A 25,327-nucleotide genomic window follows, 5' to 3' on the forward strand; every position below is an offset into this window, starting at 1 on the left:
ACACGAGCCCGGATACCTAGGGCGGGCCGGAGTCGAATGCTCAACTCCGCCCGGACGCTCGCCGCAGCAGCCAGTCGCCCACATGCAGGAGAACAGCAGCGTCCCAGCAACGACGCACCAGGCACACCGCACGATCCGAACCGCGCTTAACGAGGCGGTACGCCGGGAGACCTGGCCAAGAATCCGGCCAGCCTCGCCAAGGCACCGCGCCTGCCGGAAAGCGAGATCGAGCCGGAAGCACACCCCCGATCCAAAAGCAAGTGTCGATAAGACGACGCCGCCTCACCTTGCCCTCATGAGTGCGTAATCATAGCGTGACGCCATGTGGTCGAGATTGTCACAGCTTTGGGGAAAAAGAAGTGGAACTACGAACGAGGAAAACTGGAACCAGGTCATTAGCGATGGCTCCCAAAGCTGGCATCCCGACCATGTCCGGAGTCTGATCCTCGACGCTGAGGAGAAACTCCACCTTCAAGGGCTATGGCGCAAGGTTGGGATCGCCTGGATCCTCGTAGGAAATATCGCCCTTATCGCAACAGCAACAGTCGCCACGTTTTCCAATCTCGGACAACTGACCCGTTTCTCCACCCCACTCTACGCAGCATGCGCCGTATCGCTTCTCGCTTCGCCTGCGCTGGCTTACTGGCAGTACAAGCGCATGAGAAAAACCCGCATAATCATCAAAAAGCTGCACGTCATCCGCCGGCGAACCCAGTCCGACCTAGACACGAGCACGAGCAGCGGAGAGAATTCGGCGCTGCGCGCGCAGAAGCGCTACAGGGATGACGTCCCCGACCTCATCTCACAGTTCCGTGAGGATGCCGGGAGGACCCGAGGAATTCATAACCGCTTCCAAAGCGTGATTATTGTCGGCTCGGTAGCCACCTCCGCGATTGCTACAGCGTCAGTCGCCTTTAGCCAAGCAAGGTGGCTAACTGTGGCAGCAAGCGCCGCCGTCGGGCTATCAGCCGGCTTCACCGGGTATTTCAAATATCACGAGCGCAGCTTCAACTCACAGCAGACGGCTGACGCGATTGAGCGTGAATACGAGGCGGTTGAACTTCGCGTGGGCAAGTACGCGGGATTAGATGAGGCAAAGGCATACGCCCTCTTCGCCGACACCGTCGAGAGGCTTCGTGACGAGCAGAACAAGCGACAGCAGCAGCTTGATCAGCCCGCCGAGGTCAAGCGCGAAGAGTGACAGGGCACTCACCGGACGCCGGTCTGCACGCAGCGCGTTGACGACGACTGAGACCACAACTGACACCACAAGCGGAACGCCCGGCCGATCCCTGCGGATCGACCGGGCGTTCTCGCTGTTCACGAGCGGTGGCGGCGGGATTTGAACCCGCGGAGGGCGTAAACCCTCACACGCTTTCGAGGCGTGCTCCTTAGGCCACTCGGACACGCCACCGCCGAAGAGGCTACAGGACTCCCGGTTCGGACGCCGAACCGGTCCCCGGCCGGCCGGCCTGGCAGGATCACTGGCATGAGTACGCACATCGGCGCGAAGCCGGGCGAGATCGCCGAGCGGGTCCTGATGCCGGGTGACCCCCTGCGGGCCAAGTGGATCGCGGAGACCTACCTCGAAGGGGCGAACTGCTACTCGACGGTCCGGGGGATGCTGGGCTTCACCGGCCGCTGGAACGGTGTCGAGGTCTCCGTGCAGGGGTCGGGGATGGGCATGCCGTCCGCCTCGATCTACGCACACGAGCTGGTCAACGAGTACGGCGTGAAGTCGCTGATCCGGGTCGGCTCGTGTGGCGCATTGTCCGAGGACCTTCAGCTGCGGGACGTGATCGCGGCGATCGGGTCGTCGACCGACTCGAACATGAACCGGGTGCGTTTCGACGGGCTGATCGACTACGCCCCGGTGGCCGACTTCGGGCTGCTGCGTACCTCGGTGGAGGTGGCCGAGCGGCGCGGCATCGCGATGCGGGTCGGGCCGATCCTGGCGGCGGACGCCTTCTACACCGACCGGCCGGATCTCTACGACCGGCTGGCCGACTACGGGGTGCTGGCGGTGGAGATGGAGTCCGCCGCGCTCTACACGATCGCGGCCCGGTTCAAGGCACGCTCGTTGACTCTGCTGACCGTGAGCGACCACATCAAGACCGGTGAGAAGACCACCTCCCAGGAGCGGGAGCAGACCTTCAGCCAGATGGTCGAGATCGCCCTGGACACCATCGTCGCCTGACTCGCGGCACCCGTCGGCGTCCCGTCACCGCTCGTCGGTGGCGGGACGCTTCGTGTGCGGTCTTCGCCGCCCGCGCCGAACACCGCACCGCCGTAGCCCCAGCGCTGATCCACTCCATATCGCCGTAATGGCGGTATCCGCAGCGCCGCGTCACCACCATTACGCCGAAACGGCGGAGCACCACAGCCGGGTGACGGCGGTCACGACAAAAATAAGTACGACCGGTCGGTCGTATTGTGTAGGGTCAGCGGTATGACCGTTGACGGCCGGCTGGCCCGGGGTGAGCGCACCCGCACCGCAGTGCTGGATGCCGCCGTCAGCCTGGCCAGCGAGAACGGCCTCGACGGGCTGTCACTCGGGCATCTCGCCGACTCCCTCGGGGTGAGCAAGTCCGGCATCTTCGCGCACTGGCGTTCCAAGCAGGCGCTCCAGCTCGCCACCATCGACCGGGCCGTGGCCCAGTGGCAGGAGCTGATCATCACCCCGGCCCTGCGCGCCCCCCGGGGCGTACGCCGGATCTGGGCGCTGCACGAGGCCCGGATCGATTTCTACGCCACCCGGGTGCTGCCCGGGGGGTGCTTTTTCGGCACCGCCGAGTTCGAGTTCAACGCCCGGCCCGGTGCGGTCCACGATCGCCTCGCCACGGTCCTCGCCGACTGGACCGCGTTCCTGGAGCGGCTCGTCCGCGAGGCGGTCGAGCTCGGTGAGCTGCCCGCCGAGGTGGATGTGGCGCTGCTTGCGTACGAGATCGATTCGTTCGGGATCGCCGCCGCGATGCGCTCCCGACTCTTCGACCCGGAGAGCACCTACCGGCATGCCCGCCGGAGCGTGCTGGACCGGCTCCGGGGCCTGTGCCCCGATCCCACCCTGCTACCGGAAGGCACCTGATGAGCAACGCCGTCGCCGACCCCACCGCCGTCGAGTACGGCCACGTCGAGCACGCCATGGTGCACTTCGACGACCTCGACGCCATGGGCATCCTGCACAACGCGCGGTACGCGCTGCTGCTGGAGCGGGCGCTCACCGCGTACTGGTCCGCCAACGGGGTCGCCTTGCAGAACGGGCAGGCCACCACCCCCGACGTGTTCCACGCGGTCCGCGAGTTCGCGATCACCTACCGTGCCCCGATCACCGGCACCGGCCCGGTCGGGGTGCACTTCTGGCTGGAGCACCTGGGCACCAGCAGCGCCGTCTACGCCTTCCGCTTCCACTCGCTCGACGGCACGACGGTGTACGCCGAGGGACGACGGGCCGTCGTCCGGCTCGACCCGGCCACTCTGCGCCCGGCACCCTGGACGGACACCGCCCGAGGCATCGCCAGCGCCCTGCTGCGCCCCGCCTGACGAGAGCACCAGCGACGGCAGGGCTTCAGCGGAAGAAGGCACGCATGACGGTGCCGGTCTCGGTGGCCAGGACTCCGCCGTACACCTCGGGGCGGTGGTTGAGGCGGCGGTCGCGCAGCACGTCCCAGAGCGAGCCGGCGGCACCTGTCTTCGGTTCCCACGCGCCGAAGACCACGGTGGACACCCGGGACAGCACCAGCGCGCCCGCGCACATGGTGCACGGTTCCAGGGTGACCACCAGGATGCAGCCGTCCAACCGCCAGCGGCCCAGCCGTTCGGCACCCCGCCGCAGCGCAAGCACCTCGGCGTGCGCGGTCGGATCGCCGGTCAGCTCCCGCTCGTTGCGGCCGATCGCCAGTTCGTCACCGTCCGGGCCGTAGAGCACCGCACCCACCGGCACGTCGTCGGCCTGCCCGGACGGGTCGGCAACCGCCGGACCGGTGACCGCGACCTCCAGGGCGCGGCGCATCCAGAGTTCGTGACGCTGTCGCCGGCCGATGCCGCCCGGATCGGCGAGGCCCTCGTGCGCGCCCGGCCCCACCCGGCCGACCGCACCGGGAGTGGGTTGCCCGGCCCGGACCGTCTCCAACGCCGGATCGGTCGCGTCCGCCGGCTCCCCACCGCCCACCGGCGCGCCAGCAGATCCGGCGCTACCCAGCGGCAGCCCACCGGCAGATCCGACACCACCCGGCGGTGCTCCGCCGGCTGGATCAGACCTCACGCAGTTCCTCGACGTCATCGACGCAGCCCAGCACCTGGCAGACCTCGGCGGTGACGTCGGCCGGCATCAGTCCTTCGTGCGCGCAGAGGGCGAGCAACTGCTGCGCGGAGATGCCCAGGTCGGTCAGGATGTCCGCCTCACCGACCGGGTCGGCTTCCGGGTCGACGGCCGGTTGCTCGTTGTCGTCGCCACTGGTCGTGGCGGGAGGCGTCTCCTCGGCGTCGTCGAGCCCGGCGATCGACGTCTTGAGGTCACCGACCAGCAGGGCACCCAGCCGGGACTCCTCCCCGAAGGCCGAGTCCGAGCCGAAGACCCGCAGGTCCTCACCCTCGTCGAGGCGCAGGATGACCAGGTAGGTGTCGTCCGCCTCGACGAACAACAGCGACAGGTCGGCATCCGGTCCGACGTCGCGCAGCCGCTCGGCGACATCGTCGACGTCGGCGACACCCCGCAGACTCAGCTCGGCGGCTGTCCAGCCGCCCTTCTCGCGTACCACGGCCGCAGCGAAGTACGACACGGTCCCCCCAAGTAGCCCTTGGCACAGCTCACGCCAGCCGTTACGCGTGCACGTTAGCCGGTCGGATCGGTAGGCGACCGGTCAACGCCCCGAAGCGCCGGCCGGTCATTCCTGGGGAAGTATCTGGTTCCGCTCAGCCGGCGAGCCGCCGACGGGTGGCGATCAGCTCGCGCAGTCGTTCGGTGCGCGCCCGCTGTGGCCGTTCTCGTTCGCGTATCGCGCGGGCGTCCGCCAACTGCGCGAGCAGCTGAAGGCGGCGACGGCTGCGATCCGGGTCGAGCCGCGGAGTGGTCCAGGCCATACCGGGAGAGTGCCGAGTCCTGGCGGCACAGTCAAGATGGGTTTCAGTGCCTGCACGACGACGCAACGCACTCAATGCCGGTAGGAATCACCAGAGCGGCCAGTCGCCGCTGGTCCACCACCGGACGGCGACCGCGGCAGCGGCGATGCTCCACCCTCCGGCGGTCACGATGGCGATGCCGGTGGCCACCCCCCGGTCGCCGTACCGGACCAGCACGAGGGACACCAGCCAGGCCAGCGCTCCGGCGATCAGGGTCCACCAGGCGTACCCGGTGAAGGTGCCGCCGAGCAGCCCGAAGATGACCAACCAGGCGGTCGTGCCGGTGGCGCCGGCGGCGATGGCCGCTCCGCTGACCGGGTGCGGCTCACGGTAGGTGGGACGCGGCGGGCGTCCGCTGGGGAAGAGACCCGACGGGCTGTACGGCATCATCGCTGGCCACTCCTCCCACGCCTGGCCGGTACTGCTCACCGTACCGGGGAGGACCGCCGCTGGGCGGGCGGGCGAGCGCACGCGGCCGGGCCGGACGGGACGGGTTCTGTCAGGATGGCCGGGTGGTTGCGCTGACCGGACGACGACACCTGCCGTACGCGGCGCTGCTGCTGGTGCCGGTGCTCGCCGCCGGCTGCGCGACCGGTCCCGGACCCACCTGGTCCGCACCGACCAGCAGCCCGACAAGCGCAACGACCGGAACCAGCCCGACGGCACCGGCCAGCACCACCCCGACCGCCGCCGGCAGCCCGGGGCCGGAGAGCGCCGATCAACCGGCGCCGACCGCCACCCCGGGTGCCGACCGGCTGCCGCACGTCTTTCCGGTACGCGCCCGCAACGTCGACTACCACCCGACCCACTCCGGGTACCCGGGCACGGACATCTTCGCCGACTGCGGCGAACCGTTCGTGGCGGTCACCGACGGTACGGTCGGCGAGGTCAGCCGCCGGGACCGGTACGACAAGCGGGGCCCACAGGGCCCGTACAACGGTGGCCTGTCGGTGTCGGTGCTCGGCGACGACGGCGTGCGCTACTACGGCTCGCACCTGACCGAGATCGCCGCGGGCATCGAGCCCGGCGTGCGGGTACGGGCCGGTCAGCAACTCGGCACCGTGGGCCGGACGGGCAACGCCAACAACGTCTGCCACCTGCACTTCGGCATCTCTCCGCCGTGCCTGGGTGAGGACGGCTGGTGGATCCGTCGGGGTGTGGTCTGGCCGGCGCCGTACCTCGACTCGTGGCGCAGGGGCGGCAACCGCGCACCGGGTGCCGAGGTGGCCCGATGGCACCGTCGGCACGGCTGTCCGGCGAAACCACCGGGGCGCTGAACGGGGCATCGCGTCCCGCGTCATTCGCACGTCATCACTCCGCAACATTGACGGAGGTCTCATTCGTGAACTACCGTCCGCCTAACACCTCAGAGAGCGCTCTCTGGCCTACCTAAACTCACAATGACGACAAAACGCGCCCACCGGTCGCGGCCGGACCGGCGCGATGGAGGAAAGATGAGACCTCCCGTCCCACACCGCACCCACCACCGGCTCCTGGCCGCCGGCGCCGCCGCGGCCCTCGTCCTCGGCGGGCTGGCCGTCATCGCCACCTCCGCCGCACAGGCCGCGCCGGTCGGTGCCGGCAGCTACACCACCACCCCCGTCGGCCCGCTCCCCAGCGGCTGCGGAAACCTCACCACCAACCCCCGGCAGTACGTCACCGCCGCCGCACCCGCCGGGCCGGTACCGACAAACGACTGGTGGTCCTCGCTGCTGTGGAAGCGCTTCAACTGCGCCTTCAGCGAGCCACTGCACGCCCACCCGGTCGCCTACCAGCCGGTCACCGACGGCCTCGGCTTCTCCGCCACCTCCACGGCCACCATCACCGGCACCGCCACCGGGGTCGGCGAGTTCAAGTACCCCTACGTCGAGGACATCCGGGTCGGCTTGGCCGGGCTGGGCGCCCCGAACGTTCTGGTGGACGACTGGACGGACTGGACGGTCACCCCGTACTGGAGTGACGGGTCACGCACCCTGCGGGCCACCATCGGACACGGCCTGCCGTTCACGTACTTCCGCAGCACCGGCGGCGACGCGGTGATCAACGCAACCGGCGGCAGCCCCACGATCTGGTCCAACAGCGGTGGAACCATCGGCTTCACCGTCCGCGGCCACGACTACGTCGCGTACGCGCCGAGCGGCGCGACCTGGACCGTCAGCGGCGCACGGATCAGCTCCAACCTCGCCGGCCGCGGCTACTTCTCCGTCGCCCTGCTGCCGGCCACCGCCGACGGCACCACCCGCGCCCAACTCGCCACCACCTACGGCCGGTACGCGCACGCGCACGTCACCGGCACCCGGGTCGCCTACAGCTACCAGCAGTCGAGCAGCCAGGTGGAGACCCGATACACCTTCACCACCACGCCCCGCGAGGGCACCGAGACGCGTACGGTGGTCAGCCTCTATCCGCACCAGTGGAAGGCGCTGACCGGGGCCACCCCGATCAGCCAGACCTACCCGTCGGCCCGGGGCCGAATGAAGGTGCTCACCGGGGTCGCCGAGTTCCGCACCTCGATGCGCTTCCACGGCGTACTGCCCGAGGTGCCCGCCGTCGCCACGGGGGTCGGCGCCGACCTGACCACGCTGCGCCAACACCTGGCGGCGACCCGCGCCAACCCGATGGACCAGCGCGGCGGAGACACCTACTGGACGGGCAAGGGGCTGGGCCGGGCGGCCCGGATCGCCGAGATCGCCGACCAGGTCGGCGACACCGAGACCCGTACGGCCGCGTTGAACGCCATCCGCGCCACGCTCACCGACTGGCTCACCGCCTCGCCCGGCGAGACCGAGCGGCTGTTCTACTACGACCAGCGCTGGGGCACGCTGATCGGCTACCCCGCCTCGTACGGCTCCGACCAGGAGCTCAACGACCACCACTTCCACTACGGCTACTACATCGCCGCCGCCGCGACGCTTGCCAAGTTCGACCCCGCCTGGGCCCGTCAGGACCAGTACGGCGGCATGATCGACCTGCTGATCCGGGACGCCAACAACTACGACCGCACCGACAGCCGCTTCCCGTACCTGCGTGACTTCGACATCTACGCCGGGCACGACTGGGCGGCCGGGCACGGCGCGTTCGCCAGCGGCAACAACCAGGAGTCCTCGTCGGAGGGGATGAACTTCGCCAACGCCCTGATCCAGTGGGGACAGGCCACCGGCAACACCGCCGTACGCGACGCCGGCATCTTCATCTACACCACCCAGGCCGCCGCCATCCACGAGTACTGGTTCGACGTCACCGGTGAGAACTTCCCCGCCGCGTTCGGCCACAACAACGTCGGCATGGTCTGGGGGGACGGCGGGGCGTACGCCACCTGGTTCAGCGCCGAGCCGGAGATGATCCAGGGCATCAACCTGCTGCCGATCACCGGCGGGCACCTCTACCTGGGCTACCACCCCGACTACAACGCACAGAAGTACGCCGAACTGGTCCGCAACAACGGCGGCGAGCCGACCATCTGGCAGGACATGCACTGGCAGTTCCTGGCCCTCGGCGACGCCGACGCCGCCCTGGCCAAGCTGCGCGCCAACCCCGGCTACACCCCGGAGGAGGGCGAGAGCCGGGCGCACACCTTCCACTGGGTGCGCAACCTGGCCGCGCTGGGCCGGGTGGACACCGAGATCACCGCCAACCACCCGTTGGCCGCCGTCTTCAACCGCAACGGTGCCCGGACGTACGTGGCCAGCAACATCTCCAACACCCAGCTGACCGTACGGTTCTCCGACGGGACGCAACTGTCGGTGGCACCGGGACGGACCGCCACCAGCGGCGCGCACACCTGGAGCGGCGGCAGCGGCGGTGGCGGCACGCCCCCACCGACCACCACCCCGACGCCCACTCCCACGCCGACCCCGACGCCCACGCCCACCCCGACGCCCACCCCGACCCCGACCGGGCCGGTCAGTTCGCCGGTGCGGTACCTGCTGTCGGGCGGCGGTCTGGGCGCGGCGGGATCCGCCGGCAGCACCACCGTGACCAGCGCCGGCGGCGGCAACTACGACGGCACCCCACGTAACCCGGTGGTGTTCACCGCAACCGGGCTCAACCTCAACCACAACGGCGGGCAGACCGCGTTCGACCTGCTGCTCGACGCCGGCCAGGCGGTCGGCAACGGGGTACAGCTCCGCATCTCGTACGACCTGACCGGCAACGGGTCCTGGGAACGGATCGAGACCTACCGGTACTTCGCCACCGACCCGGTTCCCGGTTGGGAGCACTACACCCAGGCGGCCGGGCTGCACTCCAGCACCGGATCGCTGGGGAACCTGCGCAACGGCACCGTACGGGTGGAGGTCTGGTCCGCCATCGGCAACAACCCCAGCACGCTCGGGATCGGAAACCAGTCGGTGATCAGACTGCCGTACAGCTGATCACCGCCCACCCGGGTCGGGGCGTCCACGTCCGGTAGGACGCTCCGGTGCCGACTCGGGGCCCTCGTCCACTGCTTCGGCCCCCAACCCCGCGCCGCCGGTCGTCTCCCGACCGGCGGCGCGGGCGCGTAGTTTGCAGACCATGACCCGTGATCCCATCGCCGACCTGCGTCGGATCGCCTTCCTGCTGGAGCGGGCGAACGAGGCCACCTACCGGGTCCGGGCCTTCCGGTCCGCCGCGAGCGCCCTCGCCGCGCTGCCGGCGGCAGAGGTGGCGCAGCGTGCCCGGGCCGGCAAGCTCACCGAGTTGGCCGGCGTCGGTGACGTGACGGCCCGCTGCGTGGCCGAGTCGCTGGCCGGCGAGGAGCCGGTCTACCTGCGGCGACTGCTCGCCACCGAGGGCACCGACCTGGACGCCGAGGCGAGCCGGCTGCGTGCCGCGCTGCGCGGCGACTGCCACACCCACTCCGACTGGTCCGACGGCGGCTCGCCGATCGAGGAGATGGCGCTGGCCGCGGTCGAGCTGGGCCACGAGTACCTGGTGCTGACCGACCACTCGCCCCGGCTCAAGGTGGCGCGCGGCCTGACCGCGGACCGGCTGCGCCGGCAACTCGACCACGTCGCACAGCTCAACGAGGCGCTGCCTGAGGGATTCCGGATCCTCACCGGCATCGAGGTGGACATCCTCGCCGACGGCTCCCTCGACCAGGAGGAGGAGTTGCTCGCCCGCCTGGACGTGGTGGTCGGCTCCGTGCACAGTGGCCTCAACGACGACCGGGCCAAGATGACCCGGCGGATGCTGACCGCCGTCGCCAACCCGCACCTGGACATCCTCGGGCACTGTACCGGCCGGATGGTGTCGTCCCGCCCGGCCGGCGTGACCGGTCCGGGCGACCGCGGACACCGCGCCCGGACCCGCCCCGAGAGCGACTTCGACGCCGACGCGGTCTTCGCCGCCTGCGTCGAACACCGCACCGCCGTGGAGATCAACTCACGGCCCGAGCGTCAGGACCCGCCCAAGCGGTTGATCCGCCGCGCACTGGAGGCCGGCTGCCTCTTCGCCATCGACACCGACGCGCACGCCCCCGGCCAGCTCGACTGGCAGCGCTTCGGCTGCGAACGGGCAGCCCGCTGCGGCGTCCCCGCCGACCGCGTCATCAACACCTGGACCGCCACCGACCTGACCGCCTGGACAACCCCCTGACCACCTGCCCTCGGCCTCAGTGCTTGATCCACTCCATATCGCCGTAATAGCGGTATCCGTGGTGCCGCGTCACCGCCATTCCGCCGAAACCGCAGAAGGCACCCCAGCCGGCGTCGTCCCGGCGCGCACTGGGTCGGAAGGTCGCGCGGTGCCCGCCCGGCGGCGGCCGATCAGTCCCTGCGACACGGCCACGCCGAGCAACACGATCAGCGCGCCGACCGGCTGGTGCCAGGTGAGCCGCTCGTCGAGCACGAGCGCACCGATCACGATGGCGAAGACCGGGATCAGGTAGGTCACCATGGCGGCCGTGGTGGCGCCCACGATCCGGATGTTGCGCAGGTTGATGACGAAGGCCAGTCCGGTACCGATCGCGCCCAGCACCAGCACGGAGGCGACCACGCTCGGCGACAGGCTGGTCGGTACCGGCGGCGCGCCGGCCACCAGCGGCGCCACGATGGCGAGCTGGGCCGTGGCCAGCACCAGCTGCGCAGTCGACAGCGACAGTCCGGACAGCTCGCTGCCCGCGACGAACTTCTTCTGGTACGGAATGGCGAGGCCGTAGCAGGCCGCCGCCGCGAAGCACATCAGCTGACCCACCAGGTGGGCACCGCCGACGCCCTGCCAGACGCCGAGCACCACCAGCACACCGGCGAAGCCGAGCGCCAACCCGACAGCCTTGCGTACGGTCAACCGCTCGGTACGGAACACAAGTACCGCCATCGGCAGCACCACCAGCGGGGTGGTGGCGTTCCAGATGCCCGCGAGCAACGACTCGATCCGCTGCTCGCCGTAGCCGAACAGGCTGAACGGCACCGCCACCCCGAAGGCGGCGATCACCCAGAGGTGGCCCCACACGCGCGGGTCCCGGGGCAGCCGGTCCCGCAGCAGGGCGAGCACCACCAGCAGGGTCAGCGCACCGGCACCGACCCGGTAGAGAGTGAGGTGCAAGGGGTGCAGTTCCGCCACGCCGACCTTGATGAACAGGAAGCTGGAGCCCCAGATGGCGGCGAGTGCGACGAATCCGGGCAGCCAGCTCCGCAAGGCCGGCTTGTCAGGGGTGAGATCCACGGTCACCCCTGACACTCTGCCCCTGGGGAACGACATTGTCCTGCGGATTTCCGCCGCCGTGTCGCGCACCACAGGAACCGGGCACCCCACTGCCGTCGGCGGGTCGCCACGCCGGTGCGGAAGGGCCGGAAAGACGGCAACCTCTGTCCGGCCGTCTCGCGTAGGGTCGCGTGCGTGGGACGAATCGACGACATCGCCAACCGCTACGTCGCCGAGTGGGCCGCGCTGAGCCCGACCGGCGCCACCTACGTCGGCATTTCCGGTTATGACGACCAACTGGACGACCTGTCGCCGGACGGGTACGCCGCCCAGGCCGACCTGACCCGCCGCACCCTGGCCGACCTCGACGCCACCGAGCCGGACACGGAGGCCGAGCGCATCGCCCGGGAGGCGATGCAGGAGCGGCTGGGTCTCGACCTCGCCCGCTACGACACCGGGGAGACGACCAGCGAGGTCAGCGTCATCACCAGCGGGTTGCACCACAGTCGAATGATCTTCGATCTGATGCCGACCGAGGGTGCCGAGGCGCAGGCCAACATCGCCGCCCGGTTGGGCCTCTTCGCCGGTGCGATGGAGGGCTACAAGACCACGCTGCGCGAGGCGGCCGCGAAGGGCCACGTCAGCTCGCAGGCTCAGCTGCTCAAGGTGGCCGAGCAGTGCGACGCCTGGGTCGACCCGCAGGGCGACAACATCTTCCACGGGCTGGTCGAGCGGTTGGGTGCCGAGGGCGCCCTCGACGCCGACCTGCGTCGGGGGGCGGCGGCAGCCACCGCGGCGATCGCCGAGTTCGGGCAGTTCCTGCGCACCGAGCTGGCTCCGCACGGGCGGCAGAAGCAGGCTGCCGGGCGGGAGCGGTACGAGCTGGCCTCGCAGTACTTCCTCGGTGCCCGGATCGACCTCGACGAGACGTACGCCTGGGGGTTCGCCGAGTTGGCCCGCCTGGAGGCCGACATGCGTACGGTGGCCGGGCAGATCCTCACCCCCGGTGCCACCATCGACGAGGCGGTGGCCGCGCTGGACGCCGATCCGACCCGCACCATCCAGGGCAAGGAAGCGTTCCGGGACTGGATGCAGCAGCTCGCCGACCAGGCGATCAGCGAGCTGCACGGCACCCACTTCGACATCCCCGAGCAGGTACGCCGGATCGAGTGCATGATCGCGCCGACCAGCGACGGTTCCGTCTACTACACCGGCCCCAGCGAGGACTTCGCCCGGCCGGGGCGGATGTGGTGGGCGGTACCGCAGGGGATCACGGACTTCTCCACCTGGCGTGAGGTGACCACCGTCTACCACGAGGGCGTGCCCGGCCACCACCTTCAGATCGGGCAGACCGCCGTCCGCGCCGAGATGCTCAACCGCTGGCAGCGGCTGCTCTGCTGGGTCTCCGGGCACGGCGAGGGCTGGGCGTTGTACGCCGAACGGCTGATGGACGAGCTGGGCTACCTGGAGGATCCGGGTGACAAGCTCGGCATGTTGGACGGCCAGGCGTTCCGGGCGGCGCGGGTGATCGTCGACATCGGCATGCACCTGGAGTTGGAGATCCCGAAGGACAATCCGTTCGACTTCCACCCGGGGGAACGCTGGACGCCCGAGCTGGGCTGGGAGTTCCTGCGGGAGCACTGCCGGGTGCCGGACGAGATGCTGCGGTTCGAGTTGAACCGCTACCTGGGCTGGCCGGGGCAGGCACCGTCGTACAAGGTGGGCGAGCGGATCTGGTTGCAGGCCCGCGACGACGCGAAGACCCGCAAGGGCGCCGACTTCGACCTGCGTGAGTTCCACCGGCAGGCGCTCGACCTGGGTGCGCTCGGGCTCGACCCGCTGCGTCGGGCGCTGGCCCGTCTCTGAGTCCGCACACGCTGAAGGGGTGGACCCGCGTGGGTCCACCCCTTCAACGTCGACGTGTTCAGCGGGTCAGCGCTTCTCCGCCTCGCCCTGCGTTCCGCGCTGGAGCGGCACGGTGGGTTCCTCGGAGCGCCAGTTGGTCGACGCCGGCGGGATCTCGTCGGTCAGCGGACCGGCCGCGCGGTCGTCGTCGCGTACCGCCGGCTGGTCCACCCGGGTCGGCGCCGGGTCCGCCCCGGCCCGGTGGGTGCCCACGGCCGCCGGGGCGGGCCGGCGGGAGAACAGCAGCGCGGCGACGATCAGCGCCAGACCCAGCACGACCAGGGCGAGCGGTGCCCACACGCCCAGGATCGCCAGCTGACCCCGGCTCGACTTGGCCCGGTCGGCGGAGGCCGTCACGGTCTCGTCGTTGTACACGAAGTCCGCGTCCAGCAGCGTCACCGGTGCGCCCGTGTCGGGCGTCAGCACCTTCTTCTGCTGCTCCCGCACCTTGATGTAGGAGCCGGTCACCGGGTCGACCCAGACCGTACGGGTGTTGCTGTAGACGATGTCGCCGGCGGTCGCACCCGGGACGAGCGCGCCGAGCAGCAGGGCGATCCGCTCGGCGGGCAGCGGCAGCTTCTCGTCGGTGATGACCTGCTCGTACCGGTACGTCTCCAGGCCCTCGATCTCCTCGGTGCCCTTGAACTCGGCCATCCGGGTCTGCCGCAGGTCCCGGTCGAAGACCTCGTAGTTGCTCTGCTCCGCGTTGAACGGGAACTTGTAGACCTGCCCGGCGAACGAGACCTTCTCCGGGGTGCCGCTGTCGTCGAGGAACTGGTCGTTCCACTCCACGGCCGCACCGGAGACCCGGTCCAGGGCCAGCTCCGCGCCGTACGCGCTGACCAGTTCCTTGGTGTCGGTCCGGTCGACGGTCTGGCCGACCCGCCACACCACGGTGTCGCCGGCGAGGTCACCGCTGAGCGCCGCGGTCTTGTCGCGGTCCGGAGTGACCAGGATGGTGGACTTCAGGTCAGCCTGGTCGATGTCGACCGCGCCGTTGGTGATCTGGAGAAAAGTCGCGCCCTTGGCCTCGGCGACCGAGGTCGAGGGATCCAGGTCGTAGGGCAGTTTGGTCATCGCCGGTTTGACGACGAACACCAGTCCGGCGGCCAACGCCAGGAGCAGGACGCCCCCGCCGAACAGCACGGCACCCACGGCGCGGTGCTTCATGTTTCCTCCCTAGAGGAGCGAATTTCGTCGGTGTCAATCAGTGGGATGGCCGCGAGGTTACTACCTGGTCACATAGCAACGCGACCCCCGGTCAGCTCTGATTTCTGCACCGTGTCGGGCTGATGCTCCGCGCGACGGCGCAACACCAGGACGAAATTCCAGGCCACCACTTCCCGCAGCCAGGGAACCCGGATCACCCAGCGGGCCCACCACGGGTGGTACCGGGGCAGCGCATCGACCATATCGATTTGGTCATTGCTCCGCGCCCAGCGCAGCGTGTCGGCGATCGACACCGGGAAGAGCGTCTCCCGGAACCGGTTCTTCGGCGGCCGTCCGGTGCGGCGTTCGTACCGGCGGCGGGCCCGGTCGCCGCCGAGATAGTGCCAGGGCGCGGTCTCGTGCCCACCCCAGGGCGAGAACCACGGGGTGTACGACACGAAGATCAGCCCGCCGGGTCGGGTGACCCGTACCATCTCGTCGAGCATCCGGGGTGGCTCGGCGACGTGTTCCACCACGTTGGACGAGAACGCGATGTCCACGCTGCCGGTGCGTACCGGCAGCGCCGTGCCGCTGCCCCGCAGCATGCCCGCCACGGACTCCCCGGCTGCGGAGAAGTCACCCACGTCCGGGTCGAGCCCGACGTAGTGGGATCCGGCCGCGCGGAAGGCGGCGGCGAAGTACCCCGGCCCACCGCCCACGTCCAGCACGGTCCGGCCAATCAACTCCGTGTAGCCGTGCAGCTGAGTTACCGAGTCGGCGGCCAGCAGGCCGTAGAAGTGGTCCGGGTCGGTCTGCTCGACCAGGAATGCCCGGAACAGGGTCACCGACCGGCGCAGGGTGGCGAAGCGACGCCGTGCCGCCCGCCGCGCCCGGTCGTCCGCTGTCGTCACCGCGTCACCGTCCCGTCCTCGGTCCCGCCCTCGGCCGCCCGTGGCGGCTGTCCGGATGTGCCCGGCGTCACATCATGCGCGACGGGCGGCTCGGTCCGTACGCCGGGTGTGGGCATGACCGCCGCGACCACCGCGCCGACCGCGACCAGCATCGCCGCCTGCACCCAGGAGCCGTAGGCCCAGCTCTGCCCGTGCCCCTGCACCCGTCCGGTCACCGCGATCACGGTGGCCACCGTGAGGCCGCCGAGCACCACCACCGGCAGGGCCCGCACGGCCAGTTGCCGCAACACCATCGCGGCCAGCACGATCGCCACCGGCAGCACCCCGCCCAGCGCGGCGAGCAGCACCACCAGCAACCCACCGATCAGCCAGGCCGGCGCCTCCGCCGGGATAGCTGCGGCCCCGCCGCCGTCCACGGACGCGCCACGCCCGGTGCCCAGCGACGCATTACGCCCGGCGTCGACCGACGCGACACGCACGGTGTCCAGCCGGCGGCGCGCCGGCCACGTGGCCAGCAGCAGCACCCCGACGACCGTCAACGCGCCGGCCAGCAGGGCACCTCGATAGGCGCGGTCCGGCGCGAAGATCAACCTGACCTCGCCGCCGGCACCGGCCGGCAGCACCCACGCCTGCTGCCAACCGTCCACCCGGGTCGGGGTCAACGGCGTACCGCCAAGCGTGGCCGTCCAGCCCGGGTTGGCGTTCTCCGGCACCACCAGCAGCGCCGACTCCCCGCCGTCGACCCGGACCGTCCGATCCGTCGGTGCCCAGTCCAGCACTGTCACGGCCCGATGCCGAGGCTTGTCGACAGCGTCGACAGCACGCGCGGCGGCACCGTCCACCGCAGGTGAGGTCGCACCATCCACCCCGGGTGCGGTCGCACCGTCCGCCGCACCGGAAGTCGCGTCCGCCACCGGTCGCAGGCTCGCGTCCTGCACGAGGAAGCCCTTCGAGGGCGAGGTTCCCAGCCGGTGTCCGCCGGCCGGCAGATCCAGCACGGCACCGCCCGGCCCGCAGACCCGCAGCGGCACCGGCCGGCCGGCCAGCACGTCGCCGAGTCGGGCGTCGACCGACGTGTCGTAGCGGTGGCCGTCCAGCTCGACGGTCGGTCCGTCGCCGCACCGCTCGACGACCCGGGTCTCGGCGTCGACCGGCTCCAGCAGCTTCGCCAGAGCGGGGATCTCCACCTCGGCAATGCCTGCGGTCGCGGGCCAGCCGTTGCCCCGCTGGTCGGCGATCCGCAGTTCGGTCGAGCGCACCACGATCTCGATCCGGTTGGTGCGTACCGCCGGGAAGCGCACCGTCCCGTCGGCGCCCACCGGTACGACCACCTCGCGGCCGGGTGTGCGGATCTCGACCTCGTCGGGCAGCGAGCCGACCGGCAGTTGCGCGGCCCGCAACCGCAGCTGGTCGATCCGACGCGGGCCCGACCAGCTCAGCCGCAGGGTGGGCCGCAGGTCGCCGGTGTCGGCGAGCCAGGCCGTGCCGGGATCACCGTCGATCGCCGCGTACGCCGTCACGGCCGGGTCTCCGGCCAGCCGGGACGAGGCGCTCGCCGTCACCTTCAGGCCGGAGAGCTTGAGATCGCCGCCCGGGCGGGCCACCGCCCGCAACGCCATCCGGTACGTGTCGGCGGCCGGGTTGCGGAAGATCCGGTCCAGCCCCAGCGGCTCTTCACCGACCCGGGCCAGGAACCGGTCGCAACGGATCACCGTGTCGGCCGCCCGCACCGGCGACCCGACCGGGACGATCCGGTCGGCTTCCGACGCCTGGGCGAGGTGGCACGCCGGACGGTCGGCCGGGCCCCGGCTGAACACCCAGCTCACCGGCCCGGCCGGATCCTGTGGCAGGTCGGTGGGGGCGCGCAGCGCGCGACGCGGCTCGGTGTCGGCGATGGTCAACTCGCGGATGCCGACGGCACCGTCGAGCCGTCCGTCGGCCACCGCCAGCACGGTCACCCGTACCCGGCTGGTCGGTCCGGGCAGCGTGTAGTACGTGTGGCCGCCCAGCGTCGGGGCCACCTCGTGATCCACCGAACCACGGTCGGTGGTCAGCCGGAACCGGGTCACCGGCCAGCCCACAGCCAGGTCGGTGACGAACGACAGTCGCACGTTCTCCACCTGGCGAGGAGTGTCCAGGTCGACTTCGAGCCACTGCCCGACCGGCCCGCTCAACGGTGCCGAGTGCCAGGCGGTGTGCGGGTCGCCGTCGACGGCCGCGAACGGCAGGCGGGACGGGTCGGCCGGGCCGAGCGTGTCCACGAAACTCACCGCCGAGGACGCCGACACCTCGCGTACGCCCTGGTAGGTCGCGGTGGTCTGATGCTGCTCGCCGGAGAAGGGCAGCAGGTCGAGGGCGACCCGGCCCTGCCGTCCCGACTCGTTCGCGGTCAACGTCTGAGAGAGGTTGTCCCGCACCCGGCCGATGTCGCGTTCCCGGCGGCGCAGCCCGTCGGTGACGATCCACGACTCGCCTGTCGCCTCCGGTGTTTCGTCCCGGTCGCCGGCGAGCACCACCGGCCGGTCCCGTTCCACCACGCCCTGTTCCAGCAGGGCCAGCAGGGATTCCGGGCCGCCGCTGACCGTCGGTACGTCGGCGGTGAGCACCGCCGAGGCAGCCGGGACCGGCGCGTCGACCTGGTACACCTCGATCGCCGGCAGGGTGTCGAACCCCTCGTCGACCGGGCTGCCGATGGTCCGGGTCAGGGCGTCGGTGCTGCCGAAGGTGGCGACGCGGGTGATGCCGGGCGACTCGGCCAGCGCCCGGCGCAGCACCGCCACCGGTGGGGCGTCCACCTGGATCCGGTCGATGTCGTTGCGCAGCAGCAGATGCCGGAATCCGGAGCGGGCGAGCAGGTCGGCCAGCCCGGTGGAGCCACGTCCGCTGGCCAGCACCTCCTCGACGGTGTCCATCATCCGGGTGTTACCGGCCGAGCCGAGCGGAATCTGGTGCCGGACCGCCCACGGCGCCCCGGCCAGGGCCTGCAACGGCTCGTCGACCGTACGTCCCCACTCGTACTGCCCGAAGCCGGAACCGGGCACCATCAGCGTGCGGGCCAGCGCGTCCCGGTCGGCCAGCCAGGTCGCCGCCGACCGCCAGTGCGGCGGCAGGTCCGCCCAGCCGGGGCCGGGCCGCAGCAGCCCCAGCCAGGCCGGTGCGGCCGCACCCAGCACCAGCATCAGCACCGGTACGAAGACCAGCGGGCGCAGCCGCACACCGGGCCGGCGTCGGGCCAGCGCGTGGTGCATCCGGGTGGCCACCGCGTCGACGCCGTGCGCGAAGCCGAGCATCAGCGGCAGCCGCAGCACCGGGTCGAGCTTGTGCACGTTACGCAGCGGGGCGAGTGGGCCGTCGAGCAACTCCCGGACCACTTCGGAGAGCGGGCTGTCCACCGCGCCGACGTAGCCGATGGTGAGCAGGGTCAGCCCGGCGAGGAAGCCGGCCACCAGAAACCGCCGCTGCGGCAGCAGGTTGCCGGCCAGCCCGGCCAACCCGATCAGCGCGACCACCGCGGTGAGGGCCATCAGCACCGGGTGGTCGATCAGCAGCCAACCGGCCGGCCACCACGGCTCGCCCTGCACGATGTACGCGACCCACTGGTTCGTGCCGCGTACCGCCTGGAACAGCGAGGCCACCGCCGTGGTGGTGGTGGACGACTCGATGTAGTCGAGGAAGGGCAGGCTGTACTGGCCGAGCAGCAGCAGCGGCACGATCCACCACAGGCACACCCCGACCACGCAGACGCACCACCAGGCGACCAGCCGCCGGTGCTCGGCGTCCCAGCGCCGGGTCAGCAGCCAGACGCCGGGCAGTACCAACGCCATCAGCACCACCGCCGCGTTGATCCCACCCATGCCGAGCACGGCCAGCGCGGAAAGCGCGGCGGCCCGGCGTGGCGAGCCGATCCGGCGTACGGTCACCAGCGGCAGCAGCACCCAGGGCAGCATCGCGGCGGAGAGCGTCTCCGAGGAGAGCGCGCCGACCTCGGTGAGGATGCGCGGGGCCAGCGCGTAGCCGAGCGCCGCCGCGTACCGGGTCGGTTCGGTGCCGATGTTCATCGCCCGGGCCAGCCGCAGCAGCCCGTAGAACGCGGCGGCCAGCAGCAGCGCCGTCCACAACCGCTGGGTGATCCACTGTGGGATGCCGAGCAGTTGACCGGCGGCGAAGAACGGCCCCATCGGGAACAGGTAGCCGTACGCCTGGTTCTGCAACTCCCCGGAGGTGGCCTCCGGGTTCCACAGGTGCAGCGCGCGGGCCATGAAGTGGATCGGGTTGGCGGCCAGGTCGAGCTTGGTGTCGAAGGTGACCTGACCGGGCCGCTGCGCGAAGGCGATCGCGGTGAGCAGCAGCAGCGACAGCACCGTGCCGGGTGAGCGGCGTACGCGTGCCGACAACCGGCTCAGGGGCGATGCCAGCAGGCGGCTCATCGGCGGCACTCCGGTGGCAGGCAGCTCAGGTCCGCCAGGGCGGAGAAGAAGATGCGGCGCATCCCGCTGGGCTGTGCGGTGACGAAGACCCGGCCGCCGGTGACCTTCGCGATCGCCTCCAACTCCTCCGGGTCGATCGCACCGCCCAGCCCGATGAAGATGATCGGCAGTGGTCGGCGTGGTTCCTGCATCCGCTTCAGTTCGGCGAGCAGGGCGGCCCGGCCGATGCTGTCGTCGTCCTCGTTGCGGCCGTCGGTCATCACCAGCACCAGGTTGATCCGCCCGGGAGTCCAGTTCCGCCGCGCGTCGCGGTACGCGGCAAGCGTGCTGTCGTACAGCCCGGTGCCGCCCTGCGGCTCGACCCGGACGGCCGCCAGCGCCTCGGCCAGCCGGTCACGTTGAGCGCCCAGCGGAGCCACCGGCAGGATCTCCTGATGGTCGCGTTCGCCGTCGAGGTTGGTGGCGAAGGCCCAGACACCGAGTTCGCTGTTGTCCAGCAGCAGCGCCGCGCCCTCCTCTGCGGCCCGTACCGTGGCGTCGAGCCGGGTTCCCCCACCGGGCACCTGCGCGGCCATCGAGCCCGAGACGTCCAGCAGGGTGAGGATCCGGGCACTGCGTTGCACGCCGCTCCAACCGGTCAGCACATCGGTGACGGTCTCCTCGGCGGGTAGTGGCACCGGCCGGCGTTCGTCCGCCCGCAGCCGGTCGTCGCTCGGCATGGCCGGCGGGAAACCCGACGCGGTCCGGAAGCCGTGGCCGACGAAGATGTCCCGGCTGGTGGCGGTGAGCAGTTCGGTGAGGAGCCTCGCGGCGGCGTCGCGGGCCCGCCCCTGCGCGGCGGGCAGCACCACGTACGGCAGGTCGAGCCAGGGCACGGCGATCTCCGGGTACGCGGCGACCAGCTTGCCGGACGTGGTCAACGCGTTGTGTTCGAGCACCGCCTGCTCGCTCGCGGCGACCACGTCGACGCGGCCCGGCAGGTCACGGCCGGGCGTCAGCGAGCTGGCCTGCTCGCCCGGGCTGAAGGTGCGGGTGGCCAGGCGACGCAGGGTCGCCGCCACGGTTGCCGCCGAGTCCTTGTTGTCGTCGGCCAGCACCCGTACGCCGAGCAGGGCAGCGGCTCCGGCCGGGTCGGCCGCCGGGTCGGGCAGCCCGACCTGGACCTGCCGCGCCTTGGCGCCCACCAGGGATTTCCAGGTCAGCGGCTTGGCCGGCCAGCCGGAGCGGCGGGCGACCCGTTCGGTCACCGCCAGCACCACCGGGGTGCTCGCCACCGAGGTGCCCGCGCCCGGAACCTCGAAGGCACCTGCGGCCCGGGCCCGTCGCAGCCAGAACGTGGACTCCGGCAGCCAGGCGTCGGCCACGTCAGCGCCCTCGGCGAGTTCCCGGGCCACCGCCGCCGACGGTCGGGCCTGCACCTCGACCGAGACGCACGGCTGGTTGCCGGCGTTGGCCCGCGCCACCCGGTCCAGCGCCGGCGCGATGACCGGGGCGGCAGCCACCCGCAGCCGCACCTGTTCGACACAGGTCGGCGTGCCACGGTCGGCGCGCACGTAGGCCACCGCCGCCCAGCCGGCCAGCAGCACCACCAGGGCGGCACTGAGCAGCACCACCGGCGACCGGTGGGACAGGGCGCGCGTGGGCGCGCGACGGTCGGCCTCCACCGCCGCCTCACCTCCTCGTCACCCCTGCGGACGACACGCCATCGCAGGTCACACGCGCCGCGACGGGTTCGCCGCGACGGGCAGGCGAGCATCGCACGCTGTTGCGCTGCACACCCTGCCAAGGTTTGTGCGGCTCGGCAAACCCCTGATCGACGAACCGACATCCGACCCACGCTGCCGGATCTGCCCATTGCGCACCCGGGTCGGACCGCCCTAGGGTGGCGCGATCGTGCTCACTTACTCGTCGGTAGGAGCAGCGTGGACAACTCCGACACCCCCTCCCGCCACGTCCTGTTCCTCAACTGGCGCGACACCACCAACCCCGAGGGCGGCGGCTCCGAGGTCTACATCGAACGCATCGCCGCCGAACTCGTCACAGCAGGTAACCGGGTGACTCTGCTCTGCGCCGCGCACGACAACGCGGGCCCGGCCGAGACCACCGAAACCGGCGTACGGGTGCTGCGTCACGGCTCGCGGATGACTGTCTACCTGCGCGCGGCGCTCACCTGCCTGGCGGGTCGCTTCGGGTTCGGCCCGCTGGGTCGGCGTGGCCTGGGCCGGCCGGACCTGGTCGTGGACGTCTGCAACGGGGTGCCGTTCTTCGCCCCGCTCTACGTCGGTCGACCGGTCATCGCGCTTGTGCACCACGTGCATCGGGAGCAGTGGCCTGTGGTGTTCGGCCCGTGGATGTCCCGGCTGGGCTGGTGGATCGAATCGTGGCTGGCGGTACGGCTCTACCGGCGCTGCCGGTACGTCACCGTCTCCGAGGCCAGCCGGACGGAGTTGACCACGCTGGGCGTGGACGCCGAGCGGATCGACGTGGTGCCGAACGGCACCCCCACCGTGACCGGCCCGTCCCTGCCGCGTACGCCCCATCCGTCGCTGCTGGTGCTCGGCCGGCTGGTGCCGCACAAGCGGGTGGAGATCGCCCTGCGGACGGTCGCCGAGCTCGCCGACGAACTGCCGGAACTGGAGCTGGTGGTGGCCGGGCAGGGCTGGTGGGAGGAGCCGCTACGCGAGTTGTCCGAGACGCTCGGCATCACCGACCGGGTGCGGTTCACCGGCTTCGTCAGCGAGGAGGAGAAGCACGCCCTGCTCTGCTCGGCCTGGCTCGCCCTCACCCCGTCGCTCAAGGAAGGCTGGGGACTGACCATCGTGGAGGCCGCCGCGTGCAGCACCCCGACGGTGGCGTTCCGCTACGCCGGAGGGGTGGCCGAGGCGATGGTCGACACGGAGACCGGCCTGCTCGTCGACGACGAACAGGAGTTCACCGCCGTCGTCCGCGAACTGCTCGCCGACGACGTACGGCGCAAGGCGATGGGTGAGGCTGCGCTGACCCACGCGGCCCAGTTCACCTGGACCGCGACCGGTGCCCGCTTCGCCCAGCTCGTGGCGCAGGCCACCGCCCGCGGCTGATCGGACACGACGACAAGGCGCCCGCGTCGCGGGCGCCTTGTGCCGTTCGAGGTCAGCGCGTGCCGTACAGCGGGGACTCGGTCTGCTCACTCACCTTGGAGTTCGCGGCCTCCTTGGCGGACGGGCTGAGCACGTTCGCCAGACCGACGCTGCCGAGCATGCCGAGCACGACACCGAGTACCCCGACGGCGACGAACGCGGGCAGGTTCCTCATCCACCTTCTCCTTCCGCGGGACTCGCGTGCCGGGACGCTACCACGCGGTAGCTCCGTCGCGCAGCGTCCAAAAAACCGATGGCCAGCACCACCGTTGCGGCAAGGAGATGCGCCAGGCCAACCGGTCCGGGACGGGCCGGGGCAGGCGCGGGTCGCCATTGCGGATTCTCGTACAGGGTCAGGTCGTCGCCCGCGTACACCCGGTGGAGTCCGTCCAACGTCGCCGGGTCCACCGGCGGGCCGGCCGCCCGCTGCACAAGCACCCACCGAGGACCGGCCGTTGCCACCGGTTCCCCCGCGTCGAGCAGGTCCCGCACTCGGGCGGCCTGCGGGTCTTCGCCCGCCACCGCCGTACCGTCCACGCGCAGCGTGTCGTCGATCAGGACCGGCACGCCCAGATACCGGGGCGCTGGATCGATCACCACCTGGTCGTCGTTCCACGAATAACTCTGGTACTCCTGGAACGGCAGCGAGATCACCTCACCCGGCCGTTCCTGCACCAGCCGGGCCACCACCGCCCAGTCCGCCGGCCACGCCACCGGGCGCAGCCGACCCACCCCACCGAACGCCAGGTCGGGCAGGACGGCCACCGGCAGCAACGCCGCACCGACAAGCAACACCCGCCCGGTCGCCGCGTCGAACCGGGCGGTCAACCACCCGGCGAGCCGCTCCGCCCCCAACGCTACGGCGACCGCCAGCAGCAACGCGTAGGGGACAAGCAGCTTCTGCCCGTCGCGCAGCAAACCCGCGCCCGGCACGTTGGCGACCAGCCAGCCCAGCACCGTCACCGCACCCGGCAGCACGCCGAACACCGCCGCCAGCCACGACCCGACCGCCAGCAGGCCGAGACGGTTGGTCACCCCGGCCGCCCAGCGACGCCGCAGCAGCGGTACGCCAGCAGCGGCGACCACCAGCAGCAGCCCGGTCGCCACCGGCACCAGCAACCCGGCCCGCGACGCCGGAGTGGCCTGTGCGTTCCAGATGCCACCGGTACCGGCGAGCGCCACCAGGGGACCCGCCCAGTTCTCCGCCCGGGCCGCGAAGACCGCCACCCCGGCGGGATCGGACCGCCCCTCACCAGCGCTGGTGAAGCCGGCCACCAGCCACGGCGCGTTCAGCAACAACGTCACGCCCACCCCGACCGAAGCCGACCGGGCCGTACCCCGTCCGACGAGCAGGACGGCGACGACCACCAGGGCGAGCAGGCCACCGGTCGGGGTGATCGCCGAGACCGCCACCGCCAGCAGCAGCCGGCGCAGCGCACCGCGCTCACCCGCCCGTACCCCGATCGCCGCACGCACCAGCCACGGCATCGCGGCGTACGCGACCAACAGTCCCCACTGGCCGATCAGCAGCCGCTCGGCCAGGTACGGCGTCCAGGCGTACCCGAGGGCGGCGACCACCCGCACGGCCGTCCGCCGGGTCGGCACCAGCCGGGCGGCGCCCAGCGCGGCGAAGTACAGGATCGCCACAAGCACCAGGCGTTGCAGCAGCCAGCCCGGAACCAGTTGGTTGGCCAACGCCACCACCGCGTCCTGCGGTACGGCCCGGGGCAGTGCCGTCGCCGGGGCGATCACCTCCCAGCTCAGCGCCTGCCTCGGCACGAAGACCATGTCGTAGCGCAGCACGTAGCCGGGCCGGGCCAACGGCGCGAGCACGACTGCCGTCACGGCGGCAGCCACCAGGTGCGGCACGAGGCGACCGACGGCACGGCCACGCTCGGCCGCCGGGCCGCCCTGCCGCAGCCGTTCCCGCATCCGTGGACCTCACCTCGCCGGTACGCGGCGACCCGCCGCGTCGGTGGCGGCCACTGTAACCGGCAGACTCCGCCCGGGTCGCCAACCGGTCGAACCATCCGTTGACCTGATAGGGAACGCATTCAGTGGTGTGGCAGTCTTC

20 protein-coding genes, 1 tRNA gene and 1 pseudogene are annotated in these 25,327 nt (G+C 71.2%); 10 read left to right on the forward strand and 12 right to left on the reverse strand.

Translation table 11 applies throughout. The features are described 5' to 3' along the window. Positions 1–82: 82 nt before the first annotated feature. Positions 83–234 (forward strand): annotated as a pseudogene (locus EG812_RS30245) (site-specific integrase); the annotation flags it as partial. 88 nt (positions 235–322) lie between these two features. Continuing rightward, complete coding sequence (locus EG812_RS10385) at positions 323–1,201, forward strand: DUF4231 domain-containing protein (protein ID WP_126711421.1); 879 nt, start codon at positions 323–325, stop codon at positions 1,199–1,201. A 126-nt stretch (positions 1,202–1,327) separates the two neighbouring features. Here the strand turns inward: EG812_RS10385 and EG812_RS10390 are convergent. Further along, a tRNA-Ser gene (locus EG812_RS10390) sits at positions 1,328–1,414 on the reverse strand. Positions 1,415–1,489: 75 nt separating this feature from the next. Here EG812_RS10390 and deoD point away from each other — a divergent pair. The 3 genes from deoD (at position 1,490) to EG812_RS10405 (ending at position 3,540) form a co-directional block, all read left to right on the forward strand. Beyond that, positions 1,490–2,197: a purine-nucleoside phosphorylase gene (deoD, locus tag EG812_RS10395; RefSeq protein ID WP_013736384.1), complete on the forward strand. Its 708-nt coding sequence runs from the start codon at positions 1,490–1,492 to the stop codon at positions 2,195–2,197. A gap of 252 nt (positions 2,198–2,449) precedes the next feature. Continuing rightward, positions 2,450–3,085: a TetR/AcrR family transcriptional regulator gene (locus tag EG812_RS10400; protein ID WP_126711422.1), complete on the forward strand. Its 636-nt coding sequence runs from the start codon at positions 2,450–2,452 to the stop codon at positions 3,083–3,085. Beyond that, positions 3,085–3,540, forward strand: a complete 456-nt coding sequence (locus EG812_RS10405) for an acyl-CoA thioesterase (protein WP_013736386.1) — start codon at positions 3,085–3,087, stop codon at positions 3,538–3,540. Before EG812_RS10400 ends, EG812_RS10405 begins: the two co-directional genes overlap by 1 nt. A gap of 25 nt (positions 3,541–3,565) precedes the next feature. On the opposite strand, the gene EG812_RS10410 is transcribed toward EG812_RS10405, so the two are convergent. The 4 genes from EG812_RS10410 to EG812_RS10420 all read right to left on the reverse strand — a co-directional run bounded on the left by EG812_RS10410 (position 3,566) and on the right by EG812_RS10420 (position 5,508). Then, complete coding sequence (locus tag EG812_RS10410; RefSeq protein WP_081476320.1) at positions 3,566–4,009, reverse strand: nucleoside deaminase; 444 nt, start codon at positions 4,007–4,009, stop codon at positions 3,566–3,568. A 241-nt stretch (positions 4,010–4,250) separates the two neighbouring features. After that, positions 4,251–4,778 carry a tRNA adenosine deaminase-associated protein gene (locus EG812_RS10415; RefSeq protein WP_126711423.1) on the reverse strand — a complete coding sequence of 176 codons (528 nt, stop codon included), beginning with the start codon at positions 4,776–4,778 and terminating at the stop codon, positions 4,251–4,253. A 133-nt stretch (positions 4,779–4,911) separates the two neighbouring features. Further along, positions 4,912–5,079: a hypothetical protein gene (locus EG812_RS29275; protein WP_013736389.1), complete on the reverse strand. Its 168-nt coding sequence runs from the start codon at positions 5,077–5,079 to the stop codon at positions 4,912–4,914. Between the two features lie 87 nt (positions 5,080–5,166). Then, on the reverse strand, positions 5,167–5,508 hold the full coding sequence (locus EG812_RS10420; RefSeq protein WP_013736390.1) for a hypothetical protein: 342 nt from the start codon (positions 5,506–5,508) through the stop codon (positions 5,167–5,169). A 179-nt stretch (positions 5,509–5,687) separates the two neighbouring features. On the opposite strand from EG812_RS10420, the gene EG812_RS10425 reads away from it, so the two are divergent. The 3 genes from EG812_RS10425 (at position 5,688) to EG812_RS10435 (ending at position 10,695) form a co-directional block, all read left to right on the forward strand. Beyond that, entirely contained in the window at positions 5,688–6,395 is a 708-nt protein-coding gene (locus EG812_RS10425) for a M23 family metallopeptidase (RefSeq protein WP_502697183.1), read from the forward strand. Positions 6,396–6,572: 177 nt separating this feature from the next. Next, positions 6,573–9,491, forward strand: a complete 2,919-nt coding sequence (locus EG812_RS10430) for a glycosyl hydrolase (RefSeq protein ID WP_126711425.1) — start codon at positions 6,573–6,575, stop codon at positions 9,489–9,491. 142 nt (positions 9,492–9,633) lie between these two features. Continuing rightward, positions 9,634–10,695, forward strand: coding sequence for a PHP domain-containing protein (locus EG812_RS10435; protein ID WP_126711426.1), 1,062 nt, complete (start codon positions 9,634–9,636; stop codon positions 10,693–10,695). A 69-nt stretch (positions 10,696–10,764) separates the two neighbouring features. On the opposite strand, the gene EG812_RS10440 is transcribed toward EG812_RS10435, so the two are convergent. Further along, the gene (locus EG812_RS10440; protein WP_233579437.1) at positions 10,765–11,769 is read right to left on the reverse strand and encodes a DMT family transporter; all 1,005 of its coding nucleotides are present in this window, start codon (positions 11,767–11,769) and stop codon (positions 10,765–10,767) included. 168 nt (positions 11,770–11,937) lie between these two features. On the opposite strand from EG812_RS10440, the gene EG812_RS10445 reads away from it, so the two are divergent. Further along, positions 11,938–13,608, forward strand: a complete 1,671-nt coding sequence (locus EG812_RS10445; RefSeq protein WP_126711428.1) for a DUF885 domain-containing protein — start codon at positions 11,938–11,940, stop codon at positions 13,606–13,608. Between the two features lie 66 nt (positions 13,609–13,674). Here EG812_RS10445 and pgfA read toward each other — a convergent pair whose 3' ends face one another. The 4 genes from pgfA to EG812_RS10465 form a co-directional block, all read right to left on the reverse strand. Beyond that, entirely contained in the window at positions 13,675–14,817 is a 1,143-nt protein-coding gene (pgfA, locus tag EG812_RS10450) for a cell envelope lipid trafficking protein PgfA (protein ID WP_126711429.1), read from the reverse strand. A 68-nt stretch (positions 14,818–14,885) separates the two neighbouring features. Beyond that, entirely contained in the window at positions 14,886–15,707 is an 822-nt protein-coding gene (locus tag EG812_RS10455; RefSeq protein ID WP_126711430.1) for a class I SAM-dependent methyltransferase, read from the reverse strand. Next, the gene (locus tag EG812_RS10460) at positions 15,704–20,134 is read right to left on the reverse strand and encodes an alpha-(1->3)-arabinofuranosyltransferase (RefSeq protein ID WP_233579438.1); all 4,431 of its coding nucleotides are present in this window, start codon (positions 20,132–20,134) and stop codon (positions 15,704–15,706) included. The genes EG812_RS10455 and EG812_RS10460 overlap by 4 nt, the downstream gene beginning before the upstream one ends. Beyond that, positions 20,131–21,798, reverse strand: coding sequence for a substrate-binding domain-containing protein (locus tag EG812_RS10465; protein ID WP_126711432.1), 1,668 nt, complete (start codon positions 21,796–21,798; stop codon positions 20,131–20,133). Before EG812_RS10465 ends, EG812_RS10460 begins: the two co-directional genes overlap by 4 nt. 258 nt (positions 21,799–22,056) lie before the next feature. Between EG812_RS10465 and EG812_RS10470 the strand changes: the two genes are divergently transcribed. After that, the gene (locus EG812_RS10470; RefSeq protein ID WP_126711433.1) at positions 22,057–23,214 is read left to right on the forward strand and encodes a glycosyltransferase family 4 protein; all 1,158 of its coding nucleotides are present in this window, start codon (positions 22,057–22,059) and stop codon (positions 23,212–23,214) included. Between the two features lie 52 nt (positions 23,215–23,266). Here the strand turns inward: EG812_RS10470 and EG812_RS29085 are convergent, their stop codons facing one another. Together EG812_RS29085 and EG812_RS10475 are read right to left on the reverse strand one after the other, a co-directional pair. Further along, entirely contained in the window at positions 23,267–23,428 is a 162-nt protein-coding gene (locus EG812_RS29085; protein ID WP_158244934.1) for a hypothetical protein, read from the reverse strand. Next, complete coding sequence (locus tag EG812_RS10475) at positions 23,425–25,185, reverse strand: MmpA family trehalose lipid delivery protein (protein WP_126711434.1); 1,761 nt, start codon at positions 25,183–25,185, stop codon at positions 23,425–23,427. The genes EG812_RS29085 and EG812_RS10475 overlap by 4 nt, the downstream gene beginning before the upstream one ends. Positions 25,186–25,327 lie beyond the last annotated feature (142 nt).

Origin of the sequence: Verrucosispora sp. FIM060022 (assembly GCF_003977705.1) — a bacterium.
Taxonomy (GTDB): Bacteria; Actinomycetota; Actinomycetes; order Mycobacteriales; family Micromonosporaceae; genus Micromonospora; species Micromonospora gifhornensis.

Excerpts from the sequence above, each read along its gene's own strand:
- EG812_RS10385 (WP_126711421.1), top strand. The coding sequence starts at position 323 with ATGTGGTCGAGATTGTCACAGCTTTGGGGAAAAAGAAGTGGAACTACG.
- deoD (WP_013736384.1), top strand. The coding sequence starts at position 1,490 with ATGAGTACGCACATCGGCGCGAAGCCGGGCGAGATCGCCGAGCGGGTC.
- EG812_RS10400 (WP_126711422.1), top strand. The coding sequence starts at position 2,450 with ATGACCGTTGACGGCCGGCTGGCCCGGGGTGAGCGCACCCGCACCGCA.
- EG812_RS10405 (WP_013736386.1), top strand. The coding sequence starts at position 3,085 with ATGAGCAACGCCGTCGCCGACCCCACCGCCGTCGAGTACGGCCACGTC.
- EG812_RS10410 (WP_081476320.1), bottom strand. The coding sequence starts at position 4,009 with ATGCGCCGCGCCCTGGAGGTCGCGGTCACCGGTCCGGCGGTTGCCGAC.
- EG812_RS29275 (WP_013736389.1), bottom strand. The coding sequence starts at position 5,079 with ATGGCCTGGACCACTCCGCGGCTCGACCCGGATCGCAGCCGTCGCCGC.
- EG812_RS10420 (WP_013736390.1), bottom strand. The coding sequence starts at position 5,508 with ATGATGCCGTACAGCCCGTCGGGTCTCTTCCCCAGCGGACGCCCGCCG.
- EG812_RS10430 (WP_126711425.1), top strand. The coding sequence starts at position 6,573 with ATGAGACCTCCCGTCCCACACCGCACCCACCACCGGCTCCTGGCCGCC.
- EG812_RS10435 (WP_126711426.1), top strand. The coding sequence starts at position 9,634 with ATGACCCGTGATCCCATCGCCGACCTGCGTCGGATCGCCTTCCTGCTG.
- pgfA (WP_126711429.1), bottom strand. The coding sequence starts at position 14,817 with ATGAAGCACCGCGCCGTGGGTGCCGTGCTGTTCGGCGGGGGCGTCCTG.
- EG812_RS10460 (WP_233579438.1), bottom strand. The coding sequence starts at position 20,134 with ATGAGCCGCCTGCTGGCATCGCCCCTGAGCCGGTTGTCGGCACGCGTA.
- EG812_RS29085 (WP_158244934.1), bottom strand. The coding sequence starts at position 23,428 with ATGAGGAACCTGCCCGCGTTCGTCGCCGTCGGGGTACTCGGTGTCGTG.
- EG812_RS10475 (WP_126711434.1), bottom strand. The coding sequence starts at position 25,185 with ATGCGGGAACGGCTGCGGCAGGGCGGCCCGGCGGCCGAGCGTGGCCGT.